We start from the raw sequence: 13,981 nt of genomic DNA on the forward strand, positions 1-13,981 counted from the left end.
CACCACCCGCCCCCCCCCCCCCCCCCCCCCCCCCCCCCCCCCCCCCCCCCCCCCCCCCGGGGCCCCCGGGGCCCGCACGCCGAGCGGCGAGGCCGTTCCCGTGTGGGAGCCCGACGTCCGCAAGCCGCTGCGCCCGCGCCGCGAGGGCGGCTCGTCCGAGCGCAGGGGCCGGCGGGGCCGCCGGGATTTCGACGGTGAGCGCCGCCCGCGCCGGCACGACGACGGCGAGCGCTCGTTCGGCCCCGGCGACGACCGGCGTCCGCGCCGGCACGAGGACGGCGACCGTCCTTTCACCTCCGGCGACGACCGGCGTCCGCGCCGGCACGACGCGGGCGGTCGGCCGTTCGGGCGTACGCAGGAGCAGCGTCCGGTCGGCGACGACCGCCGCCGTGACAGCCGCCCCGACGGCCGCCCGTTCCGGCAGGACGACCGCGGTCAGCGCACCGGCGGCTACCGTCCCGACGACCGGGGCGGCCGCTACGCCTCCGACCGTGGCCGGCCTTTCTCGGCCGACCGCGAGCGCGGGGTTCGCTCCGACGAGCGCGCGCCGCGTGACGGCTACCGCGCCGGCGGCGGCGCCGGGCGTCCGGACGACCGCGGCGGTAACGGTGGTTTCCGCCGCAACTCGGGGCGCCGCTTCGAGCGCTGACCGCGCCTGACGACACGACACACCGCGACATATCACGACGCTGCCCGCTGTGCCTTCCGAGGCGCGGCGGGCAGCGCCGTTTCCGGCCGGGTGTACGTGCGCGTCGGCCCGCGTACGTCCGGCCGGGTCGTTTCATGTCGGCTCGCGCTGTCTTGCGTCGTCTCGCGTGGCGGACGCGGGGCGGCGCCACCCCATGACGCAGACTAGGCTTATCAGGCACGCAGCCGACCGACGAGAGAGATCATGAAGACCTTCGAAGAGCTGTTCGCCGAGCTGTCAGAGAAGGCCCGGACCCGGCCCGCGGGCTCGGGCACCGTGGCCGCGCTCGACGCCGGCGTCCATGCCATCGGCAAGAAGGTCGTCGAGGAGGCCGCCGAGAGCTGGATGGCGGCCGAGCACGAGTCAGACGACAGGGCCGCCGAGGAGATCTCGCAACTCCTCTACCACGTTCAGGTGCTCATGATCGCCAAGGGCATCGGCCTCGACCAGGTCTACAAGCATCTCTAGGGCGCCCAGGCGCCCGGCACCCGGAGATGACGGAAGCGAGACACACGTAAGGACCTGACATGCTGCGTCTGGCAGTACCCAACAAGGGCGCGCTCAGCGAGGCCGCCCAGAGCATGCTGAAAGAGGCGGGCTACCGCTCGCGCCGTGACAGCAAGGAGCTCTTCGTGGTCGACGAGGCCAACGGCTGCGAGCTGTTCTTCCTGCGCCCGCGCGACATCGCCGTCTACGTCGGCGAGGGCACCCTCGACGTGGGCATCACCGGCCGCGACATGCTGATCGACTCCGGTGCCCCGGTCGAGGAGATCATGCCGCTCGGCTTCGGCGACTCCACGTTCCGGCTGGCCACCACGGCCGGCGCGATGACCTCGGCGGCCGACCTCAACGGCCGGCGCATCGCCACCTCCTACGCCGGCCTGCTTGAGAAATACCTCTCCGACCAGGGCGTCGACGCCCGCGTCATCAAGCTCGACGGAGCCGTCGAGACCGCGATCCGGCTCGGCGTGGCCGACGCCGTGGCCGACGTGGTCGAGACCGGCACCACGCTGCGCAACGTCGGCCTGGAGGTCTTCGGCGAGCCGATCATGCGCTCGGAGGCGGTGCTGATCAAGCGGCAGGCCGTGCCCGACACCCAGGGCGTCGAGCAGCTCGTCCGCCGTTTCCAGGGCGTCGTGCACGCCCGCGACTACGTGATGATGGACTACGACATCCGGGCCGAGCGCATCGAGGAGGCCATCGCGCTCACTCCCGGCATGGAGGGGCCCACCGTCTCCCCGCTGCACCGCGAGGGCTGGGTCGCCGTGCGCGCCATGGTCCGGCGCAAGGGCCACCAGCAGGTGATGGACAAGCTCTGGGACATCGGCGCGCGCGCCATCCTGGTCACCGACATCTACGCCTGCCGCCTCTGACGCAGCTCGGGCGGGGCGGGCGTGATCCGGACCCGGCGACCGGGCCGCCGGGGGCGGGTGATCTGACAAACGTCACCGTCAACGGCGGAGGGATCACACTGATGCCGGCCGCCCGCCCCGCCATAGCGTTCGAGGCATGCGATCCTCCTCCAACGCGGTCGAGTTCGACCACGTCAGCAAGCACTACGGGGCCGTGCTCGCCGCCGACGACCTCTCGCTCACCATCGAGCCCGGCACCACGGTGGCCCTGCTGGGGCCCAACGGCGCCGGCAAGCCGACCTCCGTCAACCTGCTGCTCGGCCTGCTGCCGCCCTCCTCGGGCGCGGTCCGCGTCCACGGCCGTACCCCGGCCGAGGCGGTCAGGGCCGGTCGGATGGGGGCCACGCTCCAGCACGGCGCGCTCATCCCCGAGCTGACCGTCAAAGAGCTCATCGACCTCGTCCGCCGGCTCCACCCGTACCCGCTCGCCCTCGACGAGCTGCTCGGCCTCGCCGACCTGACCGAGCTGGCCGGGCGGCGGGCCGGCAAGCTGCCCGGCGGGCAGGCCCAGCGGGTCAGGTTCGCCCTGGCCGTCACGGGCGCGCCCAGGATCCTGCTGCTCGACGAGCCCACCGCGGCCATGGACGTGGAGTCCAGGCTGCGGTTCTGGGCGAGCATGCACGACCAGGCGGCCGGCGGCAGGACCGTGCTGTTCGCCACCCGCCAGATGGAGGAGGCCGACGAGCACTCCGGCCGGGTGATCGTCATCGCCAAGGGGCGGCTGGCCGCCGACGGCACCGCCGCCCAGATCAAGGCCGACGCGGGCGGCCACGCCGTGAGCTTCGCCCTCGGCGAGCAGCCCGCCGCCGGGCTGGACCGGCTGCCCGGCGTCACCGCCGTGGAGATCGCCGCCGGCACGGCCACCCTGCACACCTCCGACACCGACGCCACCCTCGACGGGCTCTACCGGGGCACCGCGCTCGACGTACGCGGCCTGACCCTCACCGGCGCCGACCTCGAAGCCGCCTTCCTCCAGCTCGCCCGGGAGGTCCCATGATCCACTTCGCCAGGGCCGACATCGTGCGCCTGCTGCGCAACCGGCGCTACCTCATCTTCGTGATCGCCTTCCCCGTCGCGCTGTACCTGATCAACGCCAACATCTACGGCGACCAGACCGACGGCTCAGGGCTCGGCTGCAACGTGATCCTCATGGTGTCGATGGCCGCCTACGGGGCGCTGGCCTCGTCCATGATGGGCTCGGCCGTGCCGCTGGCCACCGAGATGCAGGTGGTGACCCTCGGCGTGCTGTTCATCAGCGTCCGCAACACCAGGACGCTGACCGTCGAGCTGCACCGGGCCCAGGACGAGGTGGCCCGGCCGGCCGCCGCCGAGGAGCGGCTGCGCATCGCCCGCGACCTGCGCGACCTGCTCGGCCACAGCCTGTCGCTGATCGTGCTCAAGAGCGAGCCGGCCGGACGTGCTGGCCGCGGCGGCCGACGGTTCGACGATCGTCGACATCGCGGGGCGGCTGCACCTGTCGGAGGGCACGGTCCGCAACTACCTGTCGGCGGCGATCCAGAAGACCCGGGCCCGCAACCGCATCGAGGCCGTCCAGCGCGCCAGAACCCAGGGCTGGCTCTGACCGCACGCTGCCCACGCGCCGCCCCCATGCCGCCCATGCGCCCGCCCCCCGCGTCGCTCGCACGGTGCTGGCGCGGTTGACGGCGGCTCCACGATCGGGGGCTGGACGGACGGTGGGGGCTGCGGTCGGTAGCGGAGTTCGGCGAGGACGGCGTAGTGGTCTGAGCCTGGGGTGCGCCCGGACCTGCTCCTGCCGCGCGCCCGATTCGTCCAGCCGGAACGCGCCGATGATGACGCTGAACACCTGTAACGGGCCGCGCGGCCCGGCCAGCTCGCAGAACAGGGCGCTGCCGGGGTTCGCACCGCCCGGCAGGCGGCGCTCCTCCCGCCGCGTGACCGGCCAGCGCGACAGCACCGCGCACGCGGCCCCATCAGCGGACCCAGCGCCGGCGCCCCCGCCGCCCGGCTGCCCTGGCCGTCCCCGCTGCTCCCGCCGCTCCCGCTGCCTTGGGCGCTCCCGTCGCTCCCGTCGCTCCCGTCGCTCCCGTCGTACGACGCGGCGTGCTCGTAGCCGAGTGACTGGCCCGCCCACTCCTGCGGTGCGACCACGTCGGGGTCGTGCTCGCGCACCACCTTCTCGATCACCTTCGCCCGCCGCGGGTACGGGCCGGACTCGCCTCACACGTTCCGGGTCAGCACGCGTACCCGGGTGCCGATCAGCGGCCCGTACGGCTCGGCCTCGTTCACACCAGCTCCTCGACCGCCTTGATCGCCAGATCGACCTGCTCGGGCGTCGTCACGATGCTCGTGCCGAAGCGCAGCAGCGAGTGGCTGTACGGCGTCACGCTGGTCAGCACCTTCTTCGCGCGCAGCCGTTCCACCGCCTGGAGCGGCGGCATGCCGGTGATCGCGCAGCAGACCAGCCCCGCCGACAGCTCCGGCGCCTGCGGCGTGGCCAGGGTGACGTGGGAGATCCCGGCCAGCCCCGCCTTCAGCCTGGTGGCCAGCTCCTGCGTGCGCTGCTGGACGCGGTCCTTGCCGATCGAGGTCATGAACGCGAACGCCTGCGGCATCGCCCACCGGTGTTCGAACGCCTTGTAGCCGCCGGGCGTGACCAGATCCGCCGTGTTGCCCGTCGGCTCGCCGCCCAGTTGCCAGGCGTTGAACGCCGCCGCGCTGAAACTGGGCACGATCGGGGCCACCGGCCCCCAGTCGCGGCCCCACACGATGCCCGTGCCGCGCGGCCCGAACAGCCACTTGTGCGTGCCGCTGGCCAGGAAGTCGCAGCCCAGGTCCGCCACGCCGTCGGCCATGGCGCCGAAGCCGTGCACCCCGTCCACGCACAGCAGCACCCTGTCGTGCTCGTCGCGGCCCCGGTTCGCCTCGGCCAGCATGTCGGCGACGGCGCGCACCGGCACGCGTACGCCCGTGCTCGAATGCACCCAGGTGATCGCCACCACGCGGGTGCGGGGGCCCAGCCCCTCCTTGATCGCCGACACCATGCGGTCGGCCGAGGCGCGGGCCGGGTCGTCGTACAGCTTGACCTTGCGGATCTTCGCGCCCGTGCGCGCGGCCATCAGCCGCAGGCCCTCGTGGGTGGCCAGGAAGTCGTGCTCGGTGGTCAGCACGTCCTGGCCCTGGCGCAGGCCGAGACCGGTGTAGAGCAGGCCGAGGCCCATCGTGGTGCTGTCGGTCAGCGCGATCCCGCCCGGCTCGGCGCCCAGGTAACGGGCGGCGGCCTCGCGCACGGTCGTGTCGGGGAATTCGCCGCCGGGCGGGGTGTACTCGGGGTCGGCGTCCAGGGCGTCGCGGTGCGCCGCGATCGCCTGCCTGACCGGGGCCGGGGCAGGGGCCAGCACGAACGCGGCGAAGTGCGCGGCGGCCGGGTCGAGGGCGAACTGGGCTCTGACGGAGGCCCAGTCGGCCGGGTCGAAGGCCGTGGCGGCCGGTTTCGGCTTGGGGGAGTCCGCCGTGCACGCCGCGACCCCGGACAACACCCCGGCGCCGAGCAGGGTCCGTCTGTTCAGCATGATTACTTCCTATCCCGGCCGCCCCGCGTTTGTCAGCCGCGGATCACGGTCGCACGGTCCGGAACGCACGGAGATCGTCGGCCGCGGATCGCCGTCGCGCCTCGGGATCGTCTGACACGGATCGCGCTCGGGCGTGCGGGGGGCTGTCAGGCGGATCGCGCTCGGCCGCCTGGGACCTGTCAGGTGCGGATCGCGCTCACCTGTCTGATCAGGTCCGAGACGCGGACGATGCCGAGGCAGCGGTTCAGCTCGTCGGTGACCACCAGGTCGTCGTAGACGCGGGCCGCGTCACGGCCGGCCGCCCGCATGGCCGCGATCGCCGGGGTGGTCCGCGGTACCGTACGCGGCGGGTCGGCCAGGCGCTGGGCGGGCTTCGAGCCGTGCAGGGCGTGGCCGTAGCGGGCCGCGAACGACAGCAGGAACCGGCTGCGGTCCAGGCTGCCCTTGGGCCGCTGGAACTCGTCCACCAGGATCACGCTGGTGATCGTCGGCTCGTGCCCGAAGGCCGCCACCGCCTCCTCCGCCTTCGCCTCCGCCGGCAGGGTCACGGCCGGCAGCAGCATCTCCTGCACCCGGGGGCCGAGCATGATCGCCGCGGGCGACCCGTCCGCGACCGGCAGCGGCACGCGTACCTTGCCGTCGGGGCCCGGGGCGAGCAGGGGTCCGTGCGCGAGCCGTACCCCCAGGCCGCGGAGCACCGCCACCTGCGCCTCGCGATGCACGCCGCCCGCCATCACGTGCGCGCCGACGTCGCGCGCCAGCGACGTCACCGCCCGCACCACCGCCGTCGCCCGGTGATCCGCCGGAACGCGCGCCACCACGTCGGGATCGAGGGCCAGCACGTACGGGGCCGCCTCCGCGACCAGGTCGAGCGCCGGGCCGCCCGAGCCCACGCCGGCGAAGCCGAGCAGGTAGCCGATCGTGCGCAGCCCGTCGAGCCCCACCTTGAGCAGCGGCCTGTCCTGGTCCTGGCACGCCCCGGTGAGCAGGAGGATGGCCTCGCGCGGATGCCGGCCCGCCCTCCGCAGCGCCTCGTGCAGGGGCGCCAGCGTGCCGGCCCCCGGCAGCACCGTCCGTACCGGCAGCTCGATGATCATGGGCAGGGGCGCCGCCCTGAGTGAGCCGGTGGCGTCCACGGTGGCGGGGTGCGCGATGACGGCACCGGTATCGAGATCCACCATGGGACTCGTGAGCAGGGAGGACACGTACAGATGGTGCTCCCGTCACCGCCGCCCCAGAAGCCCCACGAAACAGAATTTACCGACATTTCGGTTAGGGTTCCCCGCTACGGCGCGAGCGCCCCGGGCGTCCGCCGAGGGTGTTGGCTAATCTTCGGGGATGAGCGCGCGTCCGGCGAGGGGCGGCGGCCGGTGGGTCACGGTGCCGCCGGAGCGGTTGCATCCGTGGATCGACGGGTTCGCCGGGCGTCACGGGCCCTTCTCCGCCACCGGTGACGAGCGGGCGGTGCGGCTGGTGGCCGCCGACGGCGCGGTGGCCGAGCTGCACGTGCCGTTCCCGCCCATGACGCCGCCCGGCCCGCCGCACGTCACCCGCCTCGTCGCGCACGCCCGCGCCGAGCGGCGGGTCGGGGTGTTCCTGGTACGGCTCGGCGGCTACGCGGCGGGGGTGTTCCAGGGCGGCGCGCTGGTGACCTCCAAGGTCGGCGCGCGGCTGGTGCAGGGGCGCGCGGCGGCGGGCGGGTGGTCGCAGCAGCGTTTCGCCAGGCGGCGGCGCAACCAGGCCGCTCAGGCGTACGACGACGCGGTGGAGACGGCGGTACGGGTGCTGACCCCGCACCTGGGGCTGCTGGACGGGGTGATGCTCGGCGGCGACCGCAGGGCGGTGGACGCGCTGAGGCCGGATCGGCGGGTGGCGCCGCTGCTGGCGCTGGAGCGGGAGCCGTTCCTGGTGGTGCCCGATCCGCGACTGGCCGTCCTGCGCGACACGCCCGCCCTGTTCCGCGCGGTACGCATCCGCGTCGTCGACCCCGCCTGACCGTTTCCTCGGCTTCCTCGGCTTCCTCAGGGCGCCTTCGGCGCGCCGCGTCGGCGAGAAGGTGTGCGAAGGTGTGCGACGCGTTCGGTGATCAACCTGGGCGAACGTGCGACCCGGGTGGGGACCGAAGCAGTCGGCCTCGTGCGCGAGGTCAGGAGAAGGCGGCGGCGTGGTCGGCGAGGAAATCGGCCAGGGTGCGAGGGGGTCGCCCGGTCACGTCCCGGACCTCCGTCGTGACCGGCGCCCAGCTCCCGTCACCCGTCTGCGCCTGCAGCTCGGCCAGGTCGAGCGCGAGCTCCCGCGGCATGCCCTGACGCTCCAGGCGGCCGGCCAGCTCAGGGACGGGCAGGTCCACGTACCGTGCCGAACGGCCCAGAACCCGGCCGATCTCGGCGGCGATCTCGTCGGGCGACAGGGCTTCGGGACCGGTCAGCACGTACGCGCGGCCGGGCCCGACGGGGGAGGTCAGCAAGGTGGCGGCCACGTCGGCGATGTCGCGGGCGTCGATGTAGCTGATCCGGCCGGAACCGTACGAGCCGTACATCGTGCCGCCCTCGAAGTCGCCCGGCAGGTTCTGCATGAAGCCGCTCGGCCGGAGGGCGGCCCACGGCACGCCGGACTCGGTGAGGTGGGCGTCGATCAGGCCGTGCATGCCCAGGCCCAGCCTGCCGCCGGGGGCGGCGTCCCGTACCGACACCGTGACGATCTGCGCGACGCCCGCCTTGGCGGCCAGGTCGATGACGGCGCGGTGGGCGTCCACGACGCCGGGCCAGAGTGAGCTGTTGAGGAAGAGCCGGTCGCCGGGCGAGAGCAGCGCGCCGATCGTCTCGGGTTCGGCGAGGTCGGCCGGCGCGTACGGGCTGCCGAGGTCGCCGGCGGGACGGCGGACGGCCGCCAGCACCTCGTGGCCGCCCAGCCGCGTGACGAGCGCGCGGCCGATGGAGCCGGTCGCGCCGGTGACCACGATCATCAGGAACCTCCCGCATAAATGGAATCTCATATTCCGGTTATCTGGACGGTACACTAAACGGAATCTGATCGTCCACTTGGAGGTCGTACGTGCGCGCGGACGCCAGGCGGAACCTGGGCAAGATCGTCGAGGCGGCGGCCGAAGTCGTGGCCGAGCGCGGCGTTGGCGCGCCCATGGAGGCCATCGCCAAGCGCGCCGGTGTCGGCGTCGGCACGCTCTACCGCCGCTTCCCCGACCGCGACGCCCTGATCGCGGCGGTCGGCGACCACTACATCCACACGATGGCGGACGCCCTCGACGCCGCCGACCACGGCTCCGCCGACGCCTGGAGCGCGATCTGGGACTTCGTCTCCTGGGTCGCCGAGCCGGGCCGCGCCGCGCTGTCCACCGCGCTGGCCGTGCTGCCGGACGACGTGATCGCGGACCGTACCGAGTTCGCGAGGGTGCGGGCGCGGTGGGTGGAGCGGTTCGACGACCTCGTACGCCGGGCGCAGGCCGAGGGGACGATGCGCCGGGACGTCGGCGTTGAGGACCTCATCAGCCTGCTGAACGTCTTCACCTGCCACCCCGAGGACCTGCCCGCGCCGGTGGCCGCAGACCCGGGCCGCTACCTGCGGCTGATGCTCGACGGGATGAAGGCGGGAGCGGCCACCCCCGCACCGAGTCGTTGAGACGATTCAAAAAAATCTTGAATGCCGCTATGATGAGCCGAAGTCTTGGCGGACCGCCTCTGCGGTACGCCGTATCCAGCGTGTCTCGCCCCCCTTCCGGCGCTCCTCCCGGCGTCCCGGGCGGCGGATCCCGCACTTTCAGCAGCACGGCCTCGTGAGGATCGATGGCGACCAGGAACATCAAGGAGGTCGCGCAGCTGGCGCGCGTCTCAGTGGGCACGGTGAGCAATGTGCTCAACCGCCCGGAGATCGTGTCCCCGGCCACGCGGGAACGCGTCTTCGAAGCGATCAAGAAACTCGGGTTCGTCCGCAACGAGGTGGCCCGCCACCTGCGGGTGGGCCGCAGCAGGACCGTCGGGCTCGTCGTGCTCGACGTGTCCAACCCGTTCTTCGTGGACGTGGCCCAGGGCGCCGAAGCGGTGGCCGACGACCACGACACCATGGTGGTGCTCTGCAACAGCGCCGGCGACCCCGGCCGCGAACGGCGCCACCTCGACCAGCTCGAACAGCAGCGGGTGATGGGCATACTGATCACCCCGGTCGAGATGGAGACCCCCTGGCTGGAGGAGCTGATCGCCCGCGGCACCCCCGTGGTGCTGGTCGACAGCCCCGCGACCGGGCTCCAGTGCTCGGTGGCCGTCGACGACCGGCTCGGCGGGCAGATCGCCGGCGCGCACCTCATCGAACGCGGGCACCGGCGCATCATGTTCGTGGGCGGGCCGCCGTCCATCAAACAGGTGGCCGACCGGCACACGGGCGTGATCAGCGCCGTCGCCGCCGCCGACGGCGCCGTCGAACTGCTCACCTCCACGGCGCCGGCACTCACCGTGGCCGAGGGCCGCGCGATCGGCGAACGCGTCGCCGCCCTGCCCGCCGACGAACGGCCGACCGCCGCCTTCTGCGCCAACGACATGATGGCGCTCGGCTTCTTACAGGCGATGGCCTCCCACGGGCTGCGCGTGCCCGAGGATCTGGCCATCATCGGGTACGACGACATCGACTTCGCCGCCGCGGCGGCCGTGCCGCTGTCGTCGGTGCGCCAGCCCCGGGAACTGCTCGGGCGTACGGCCATCGACCTGCTGCTGGAGGAGGTGGCCGAGCCCGAACAGCATCGGCATCGTCAGGTCATCTTCCAGCCCGACCTGGTGATCCGAGAATCCAGCGCTTTTCGCCGCTGACGCCGGTCGCCGTGCCGGTGTGGGCTGACCTGCGTCCGGCCGGGTCGCGCTGGGTCGCACGTTTCCCCAGGCGAACGGGTGTGCCGGTTGCCGTACGCGTTGCGCCGGGCCCCTTCGGCGCCTTCTCGCCGTCGCGGCGCGCGCGGGGTGCGGGAAGGTCGGTGTGTCGCCCGTCCTCAGCACGTCCACCCTTCCGGTGTCTCCGGCGCGCCGGCCCTCCCGGCGCGCGCACTCTCGGCACCCCCTCAGCACGCCTTCGCACCTGGGCGCGCCGCGTCGGTGAGAAGGTGTGCGGAGGGGCCCGGCGCAACGCGTACGGCGATCAGCACGTCGCTTCACCTGGGAAGACACGCCACCAAGGCCAGCCTTACGCGCAGGATGGCCAAACCACACCAAAACTCCCACACAGTCCCAGCACGCCCTCCGCGAAGAGCACAACACGGGCGGGTGTACTACGTTCGGCGGCAAAGTTGAACAGGAGGAGCTGACGTGGGTGAGATTTACCGTAACCCCCTCGCCACCCCCGACGACCTGGCCGGGTTCCGGATGGAGGGGGACGGCGCGATGTCGTTCCCGCAGGGCCGGATGCGGCTGGAGAGCCGGCGGGCCCCCGCCGAAGGTCAGGCGGCGAATCTGGTGCTGTGGTGCCCTGAGGAGTTCCCCGACGGCATCCGGATCGAGTGGGAGTTCTGGCCGGTCAGGGAGCCGGGGCTGGCGATCATGTTCTTCCACGCCGGGGGCAGGAACGGCGAGGATCTGTTCGACCCGGCCCTGAGCACCCGTGACGGCCCGTACGAGCAGTACCACCACGGCGACATCGACGCCTACCACGTGTCCTACTTCCGCCGCATGTGGGCCTCCGAGCGCGCCCTGCACACCTGCAACCTGCGCAAGAGCCATGGGTTCCACCTGGTCGCCCAGGGGCCGGACCCGCTGCCGGGAGTGCTGGACGCCGACGGGCCCTACGCCGTGCGGCTGGAGGTCAAGGGGGGACTGGTGAGCTTCGCAATCAACGATTTGGTCTCGTTCAGGTGGCGGGACGACGGCTCGATCGGCGGTTCCGCCCTGGCAGGAGGCAAGATCGGGTTCCGGCAGATGGCTCCGCTGATCGGAGAGTACGCAAATCTCCGCGTGTCCCGTCATTGACTTTGAGTCGATTCAACACTAATTTCGCACCAACCGCCGTTCACTCGCTTGTAACTGGGCAGGAACCACGGTGCAATACTCCACCCCCGTATCCGTGCACATGCCACGAGAAGGTGGTGCCGGATGAACCATCCCGCCATGTCGATCAGGTTTCAAGCTGCCTGCTCAGAGCTCATCTGGGCGGTCCGGCTGAACCTCGCCTGGCTTGCCTTCACGCTCGCGGGAGGCGTGGTTCTGGGGGTCGGGCCCGCCACCGTGGCCGGCTACACGCTGGCCCGGCGGCATGCTCGTAATGAAACGTTTCAGGTTTGGCGCGAATTCTGGACCGTCTACCGGCGGGAATTCGCCCGGGCCTCGTTGCTGGTCCTGCCGGGGGCGCTGGCCGCCGTCGTGCTGATCGGCAACTACCTCTATTTCTCCGCCCTCGGGCCCAGCATGGGGGTGCCGAGGATCGCGACCTTCGTGGCCCTCATCGCGCTGGCCGGCGTGGGGGCGTACGTGGGGCCGCTCTACGCGCACTACGACCTGCCGCTGCGGGCCTACTGGCCCAAGGCGGCGCAGCTAGCGCTGATGCGTCCGGCTTCGTCCGTGCTGTTGCTGCTAGCGCTCTCAGCCATCGCCTTCGCGACCTCGGTGGCGCCGATCCTGGCGCCGATGATCAGCTTCGGCGCGTGGATCTATCTCAACACGTGGCTCTGCCTGCGCTTCTTCGAGGAGAACGAGGCGCGCCTGCATTCGAAAGGGAACTCATGAGCGCATCCCGTCGCCGTCGGCTTCTTGCCGGTGTGTTAACGCTAACGGCCGCTCTCACCGCCTCGGCCTGCTCGGGCGGTGGCGACGCGCCTCAATCCGATCCGAACACGATCACGTTCATGTCGAAGCTGTTCGGCACGGCCCCCGAACCGACCGGCGAGCTGCAGCAGGCCATCGAGAAGTTCGTCGGCAAGAAGATCAAGGTCACCTGGGTCCCCAACGCCGAGTACACCGAGAAGCTCAACGTCACCCTGGCCTCGGACAACATCCCGCAGGTCGTGGTGGTCGACCCGCACCTGCCGGCGTTCGTCAAGTCGGCGCAGGCGGGCGCGTTCTGGGACCTGACCGACAAGCTGGACAAGTACCCGAACCTGAAGCCGGCTGACGCGCGTACGGCGCTCAACTCCTCCATCAACGGCAAGATCTACGGCCTCTACCGGATGCGGCCCCTGCTGCGCTCGGCGATCGTCATCCGCAAGGACTGGCTGAAGAAGGTCGGCCTCGAAGAGCCCAAGACGATCGACGACTTCTACCAGATCGCCAAGGCGTTCACGGAGAAGGACCCCGACGGCAACGGCAAGAAGGACACCTACGGCCTCATCATCCCGAAGTGGCCGGGCAACTACGCCAGCGCCAGCCCGTACGACGTGATCGAGACCTGGTTCGGCGCCCCCAACGGTTACGGCGAGCGTGACGGCAAGGTCGTGCCCGGGTTCGACACGCCGGAGTTCATCGAGGCCAACAAGTGGCTGAAGAAGATGGTCGACGAGGGCCTGGTCAACCCCGACTTCGCCACCCTCGACTCGGCCAAGTGGAACGAGCCGTTCCACCAGGGCAAGGGCGGCATGATCATCGACGTCAACATCCGCTCCCGCCAGGTCCTCGACCTGTTCAGGGAGGAGGGTGACAAGGACTACGGCGACAAGGTCGCCATGGTCGGCAACCTGGCCAAGGCCGACGGCCAGAAGTTCTCCTACCCGTTCACCGGCTACGCCGACTCGCTGGCGATCTCCAAGCAGAGCGTGCGGACCGAGGCCGAGCTGGACAACGTGCTGAAGACGCTGGACAAGCTGGCCACCAAGGAGGGCCAGGTCCTGCTGCAGAACGGCATCGAGGGGCGCAACTTCAAGGTCGACAACGGCGACACCGCCACGCTGATCAACGTGGACGACCCCGCGGTGAAGACCGTCCAGGACAACGTGGACGACGCCTTCATCCAGCTCGGCACCAAGGGCTCGGTCGACATCGGCGGCATCGCCTACCAGCGGGTTCCGCCGGAGGAGCCGTACCAGAACATGGTCGCGCTGCAGAAGAAGCTCATGGAGGAGGACCTCAAGACGGCCGTGCACAACGTGGCGCTGCCCGTGGTCGCCCCCACGCAGGTCCAGCGGGGCCCGCAGATCGACACGATCGTCTCCGACGCCCGGGTGAAGTTCCTGTCGGGCGCCATCACGGAGGAGCAGCTCAAGGGCGAGATCAAGCGCTGGTACGACGGCGGCGGCACCCAGATCGTGGCCGAGATCAACGACCTGCTCAGCAAGCTGCCCAAGTAGTCACCGACCGCTCGCCTGAGGGGCCCGGACACCCGCCGGGCCCCTCATACGAAAGGAGGCCGCT

Annotated in this window: 14 protein-coding genes; 11 read left to right on the forward strand and 3 right to left on the reverse strand. The window is 71.6% G+C overall.

What is annotated here, in order from left to right:
* Nucleotides 1-100: 100 nt before the first annotated feature.
* The 5 genes from ABFX54_RS37710 (at nt 101) to ABFX54_RS57165 (ending at nt 3,762) form a co-directional block, all read left to right on the forward strand.
* Nucleotides 101-649 (forward strand): hypothetical protein, encoded by a 549-nt coding sequence (locus ABFX54_RS37710; RefSeq protein WP_346111542.1) that lies wholly within the window; start codon nt 101-103, stop codon nt 647-649.
* 243 nt (nt 650-892) lie between these two features.
* Nucleotides 893-1,156 (forward strand): phosphoribosyl-ATP diphosphatase, encoded by a 264-nt coding sequence (locus ABFX54_RS37715; protein WP_020547470.1) that lies wholly within the window; start codon nt 893-895, stop codon nt 1,154-1,156.
* A gap of 59 nt (nt 1,157-1,215) precedes the next feature.
* Nucleotides 1,216-2,061 carry an ATP phosphoribosyltransferase gene (gene hisG, locus ABFX54_RS37720; protein WP_346111543.1) on the forward strand — a complete coding sequence of 282 codons (846 nt, stop codon included), beginning with the start codon at nt 1,216-1,218 and terminating at the stop codon, nt 2,059-2,061.
* Between the two features lie 136 nt (nt 2,062-2,197).
* Nucleotides 2,198-3,097, forward strand: a complete 900-nt coding sequence (locus ABFX54_RS37725; RefSeq protein ID WP_346111544.1) for an ABC transporter ATP-binding protein — start codon at nt 2,198-2,200, stop codon at nt 3,095-3,097.
* Nucleotides 3,094-3,762: a histidine kinase gene (locus ABFX54_RS57165; RefSeq protein ID WP_428834616.1), complete on the forward strand. Its 669-nt coding sequence runs from the start codon at nt 3,094-3,096 to the stop codon at nt 3,760-3,762. Before ABFX54_RS37725 ends, ABFX54_RS57165 begins: the two co-directional genes overlap by 4 nt.
* A 602-nt stretch (nt 3,763-4,364) precedes the next feature.
* Here the strand turns inward: ABFX54_RS57165 and ABFX54_RS37735 are convergent.
* Together ABFX54_RS37735 and ABFX54_RS37740 are read right to left on the reverse strand one after the other, a co-directional pair.
* Nucleotides 4,365-5,651 carry an aminotransferase class V-fold PLP-dependent enzyme gene (locus ABFX54_RS37735; protein WP_346111545.1) on the reverse strand — a complete coding sequence of 429 codons (1,287 nt, stop codon included), beginning with the start codon at nt 5,649-5,651 and terminating at the stop codon, nt 4,365-4,367.
* A 179-nt stretch (nt 5,652-5,830) separates the two neighbouring features.
* Nucleotides 5,831-6,856 carry an EAL domain-containing protein gene (locus ABFX54_RS37740; protein WP_346111546.1) on the reverse strand — a complete coding sequence of 342 codons (1,026 nt, stop codon included), beginning with the start codon at nt 6,854-6,856 and terminating at the stop codon, nt 5,831-5,833.
* A gap of 133 nt (nt 6,857-6,989) precedes the next feature.
* On the opposite strand from ABFX54_RS37740, the gene ABFX54_RS37745 reads away from it, so the two are divergent.
* Nucleotides 6,990-7,646 carry an acVLRF1 family peptidyl-tRNA hydrolase gene (locus ABFX54_RS37745; RefSeq protein ID WP_346111547.1) on the forward strand — a complete coding sequence of 219 codons (657 nt, stop codon included), beginning with the start codon at nt 6,990-6,992 and terminating at the stop codon, nt 7,644-7,646.
* Between the two features lie 151 nt (nt 7,647-7,797).
* On the opposite strand, the gene ABFX54_RS37750 is transcribed toward ABFX54_RS37745, so the two are convergent.
* Nucleotides 7,798-8,646, reverse strand: a complete 849-nt coding sequence (locus tag ABFX54_RS37750; protein WP_346111548.1) for an NAD(P)H-binding protein — start codon at nt 8,644-8,646, stop codon at nt 7,798-7,800.
* A 59-nt stretch (nt 8,647-8,705) separates the two neighbouring features.
* Here ABFX54_RS37750 and ABFX54_RS37755 point away from each other — a divergent pair, with 59 nt between their 5' ends.
* The 5 genes from ABFX54_RS37755 (at nt 8,706) to ABFX54_RS37775 (ending at nt 13,917) form a co-directional block, all read left to right on the forward strand.
* The gene (locus ABFX54_RS37755; protein ID WP_346111549.1) at nt 8,706-9,287 is read left to right on the forward strand and encodes a TetR/AcrR family transcriptional regulator; all 582 of its coding nucleotides are present in this window, start codon (nt 8,706-8,708) and stop codon (nt 9,285-9,287) included.
* 164 nt (nt 9,288-9,451) lie between these two features.
* Nucleotides 9,452-10,465 carry a LacI family DNA-binding transcriptional regulator gene (locus ABFX54_RS37760; protein ID WP_346111550.1) on the forward strand — a complete coding sequence of 338 codons (1,014 nt, stop codon included), beginning with the start codon at nt 9,452-9,454 and terminating at the stop codon, nt 10,463-10,465.
* 489 nt (nt 10,466-10,954) lie between these two features.
* Nucleotides 10,955-11,611, forward strand: a complete 657-nt coding sequence (locus tag ABFX54_RS37765) for a DUF1961 family protein (RefSeq protein ID WP_346111552.1) — start codon at nt 10,955-10,957, stop codon at nt 11,609-11,611.
* Between the two features lie 123 nt (nt 11,612-11,734).
* Nucleotides 11,735-12,364 (forward strand): YesL family protein, encoded by a 630-nt coding sequence (locus ABFX54_RS37770; RefSeq protein WP_346111553.1) that lies wholly within the window; start codon nt 11,735-11,737, stop codon nt 12,362-12,364.
* Between the two features lie 119 nt (nt 12,365-12,483).
* Complete coding sequence (locus tag ABFX54_RS37775; protein WP_346111554.1) at nt 12,484-13,917, forward strand: extracellular solute-binding protein; 1,434 nt, start codon at nt 12,484-12,486, stop codon at nt 13,915-13,917.
* Nucleotides 13,918-13,981 lie beyond the last annotated feature (64 nt).

This window comes from Nonomuraea maheshkhaliensis (genome assembly GCF_039529435.1).
GTDB lineage: Bacteria > Actinomycetota > Actinomycetes > Streptosporangiales > Streptosporangiaceae > Nonomuraea > Nonomuraea maheshkhaliensis.